The sequence below is a fragment of the Novosphingobium sp. KN65.2 genome (genome assembly GCF_001368935.1).
Lineage (GTDB): Bacteria > Pseudomonadota > Alphaproteobacteria > Sphingomonadales > Sphingomonadaceae > Novosphingobium > Novosphingobium mathurense.
Genome location: NZ_CCBH010000151.1, coordinates 1 through 2,812 on the forward strand (window position 1 = coordinate 1; position 2,812 = coordinate 2,812).

General features: G+C 60.6%; 4 protein-coding genes. All 4 read right to left on the reverse strand.

The features are described from left to right. Positions 1-15: 15 nt before the first annotated feature. The 4 genes from SPHV1_RS11805 to SPHV1_RS11820 all read right to left on the reverse strand — a co-directional run bounded on the left by SPHV1_RS11805 (position 16) and on the right by SPHV1_RS11820 (position 2,709). Positions 16-312, reverse strand: coding sequence for a hypothetical protein (locus SPHV1_RS11805; RefSeq protein WP_054946246.1), 297 nt, complete (start codon positions 310-312; stop codon positions 16-18). Continuing rightward, entirely contained in the window at positions 312-1,931 is a 1,620-nt protein-coding gene (locus tag SPHV1_RS11810; protein WP_054946247.1) for an IS66 family transposase, read from the reverse strand. Before SPHV1_RS11810 ends, SPHV1_RS11805 begins: the two co-directional genes overlap by 1 nt. A gap of 62 nt (positions 1,932-1,993) precedes the next feature. Beyond that, on the reverse strand, positions 1,994-2,341 hold the full coding sequence (tnpB, locus tag SPHV1_RS11815) for an IS66 family insertion sequence element accessory protein TnpB (RefSeq protein WP_054946248.1): 348 nt from the start codon (positions 2,339-2,341) through the stop codon (positions 1,994-1,996). After that, entirely contained in the window at positions 2,338-2,709 is a 372-nt protein-coding gene (locus SPHV1_RS11820; RefSeq protein ID WP_054946249.1) for a transposase, read from the reverse strand. Before SPHV1_RS11820 ends, tnpB begins: the two co-directional genes overlap by 4 nt. Between the last annotated feature and the right edge of the window lie 103 nt (positions 2,710-2,812).

Genomic DNA, 2,812 nt, shown 5'->3' on the forward strand with positions numbered 1-2,812 from the left:
GTAACGGCCCGATTGTTACCGCGGTTTATGAGCCTTGACGTTTTCGATAGTTGTCTGGTCATCGATGACGGTTCGCAGGAGGGCATCCCACTCTTCAGGCGAGCGGCGAAAGTCGGCGATAAAGTCGCGTAATTCGTCGATGCCGCCGTCAGTGATTGCTGTCATATATTTGTCTGGCCCAGCGCAAACCGTGATGATTGAACCGTAAGAGAGGTTATCATCGTTGCTGACGATGGCATCGATGAGATCGGGGTGTTCGTCGAGGATGCCAGCGACATAATCGAGCGTAAAGACGTGCCTGACGGTGGGCATCAGGCGGCCTCGGCCAGTGGTGTCAGCGGAGTCCAATTCCACGGCAGTAGTTCATCGAGCCGATTGATTTTGTGATCATGAATGCGACTGAGCAGGTCGGTGAGATAGGCTTGCGGCTCGAGGTTGTTCATTTTGGCCGTTTCGATGATCGTCATGGCGCGCGCGAGGGTCTCGGCCCCGGCCTCGGAACCGGCGAATAGCCAGTTCTTTTTCCCAGTGCATATTGGCCTGAGAGCACGCTCGGCGGCATTGTTATCGATGGCGACACGCCCGTCATCGATGAACAGGCTGAACGCATGCCAGCGGCTCAGGCCGTACCGAAAGGCCTTGGCCAGATCGCCCTTGCCCGGGATTTTGGTGAGTTGCTGCTCGGACCAGGCCCGCAATTTCTCGAGCTCCGGCTTGCTCAACTTCTGCCGCGCGGCATGGCGAATATCGGCAGTCTCGCCTGCGATTTCACGCTCGATGTCGTAGAGCTTGCCGATGCGTTTGAGAGCCTCATGCGCAATCTCGGATTTCTGCGCGGTCCAGATATCGTGAAAATCGCGCCGCCAATGAGCAAAGCAAGCAGCCTCCCGGAAGCGCGCTTCACCGTCCTCGCCGGGTTCGTAGAGCTTCAAGTAGCCCTTGTACGCGTCTGCCTGCAGGATGCCTTTCGCATTGTCCAGATGGGCAAGCACATGCTCTGCATTCCAGTTGGGCGCGTAGCGATAGACGACACCGGGCGGCGCGGCACCAGCCCAGGGTCGCTGATCGCAGACATACCCCCAGATCCGGCCTTGCTTCACACCCTTGCCGATCCCCTTGGCGCGGCGTTCCGGAGCCAGCACGCGGATCGGCGTGTCGTCGGCATGGAGAATCTCGCTGCTCAGGACCGAGGCTTCGATCCGGTCGATCACAGGCAGCAGCATCCGCATCGAGCGGCCGCACCAGTCGCCAAGCGTGCTGCGCGGAATGTCAGCGCCCATGCGGGCGAAGATTTCTTGCTGGCGATAGAGCGGGAGCTGATCGTCGAACTTCGAGACCAGTATGTAGGCGAGGAGACTGTTCCCGGCCATGCTGCCGGGGATCGGGCGGCTCGGGGCCGGCACCTGCACCATCTTCTCGCAGCAGCGGCAGGACTTCTTGGGACGCGCGACTTCAACGACCTTGAGCTTTGCCGTGATCATCTCGATGATCTCGCTCAGGTCCTCGCCGACGAGGCGCAGTTCGCCTCCGCAATCCGGGCAGGTGCTGCCCGGATCGAGTTCGCGCCGCTCGCGCGGCGTGTCCGCCGAGACGCGCGGGCGCCGCCTGGGGCGGACGTCAGAAGAGCCTGCCTCGGCGCTGGCTGGTGCGGGCGCATCATCCCCTTCGCTCTGCCCGAGCTCCTGCTGCGAGGCGGTGACGAGCAAATCCTCGAGGGCAAGTTCGAGTTGTTCGATCTCGCGCCGGATTTTCTCGGAGGATTTGCCAAAGGCCTGCTTCTTCAGCTTCGCGATCTGCAAGCGAAGCGCCTGAACGACCAGATCATGGGCTCGCAGCGTTGTCGTCAGCTTCTCGTTCTCGGCCTGCAGTTCGGCGATCTTCGCCTTGAGGAGGGCCGTGTCTTCGGGGAGAGCGGAAGCTGTATTCAGCATGATTTTTCTTACGGAAAATCAACAGGAAGGTCCAGCAAAACAGCCATTTTCAGGAAGAAAAATCACCCCACGCGAGCCGGTGGAGCTCCCCAGTTCGGACGCCTCCAATCAATCCCCTCCCACAGCATGGCAAGCTGGGCCGAAGTCAATCGCGTGACCCCATCTGCCGCAGAGGGCCAGGGAAAACGGCCCCGCTCGAGAATTTTATAATACATGCAAAATCCCTGGCCATCCCAATACAGGAGCTTCACCCGGTCGCTTTTGCGTCCACGAAACGCAAAAACCGCGCCGCTCGTGGCTTTCTGACCCAGCACGGTTTGCGCCAGCATGGCGAGCCCCGTCACCCCCTTGCGCATGTCGGTCGCTCCGCAGGCCAGATAGACCCGCACACCGGTTCCTGGACCGATCATGCCCCTTCAGCCGCCCGAATGAGGTGCATCAGGGTCGAGCCTTCGATGCTGCTATCGAAACGAAGGCGGCGTCCTTGCCTCAGACACAGTTCTACGATCGAGGGGGAGGCTATCCGGTCCTCGAAGCCAGGCTCTGCTTTGAAAATCGGCGAACCAACGTCGACCTGTAAGAAAGTCGGCGACGGCGGCGCGGGGAGCATCCCTCTTTTCTTGAACTCATGGCGCCACTGGTAAATCTGGCTGCGCGTCACATCGTAGCGCTGCGCAACGCGTGAAAGCGGCTCGCCGTTCACGCCCACCGCGGCGACAATCTCCTGCTTCTCCGCTCGCGTCCATCGACGACGTCGCTCCCGGCCCAATATCTCCATGCCCGCTCTCACTCTCGCTGAAGACGTCCATATGTACGTCCTTATGGACGTCCCTTACGGACCCAGCTCAGACCCGAGAAGGCGGCCTCAACCGTGCGTTTAC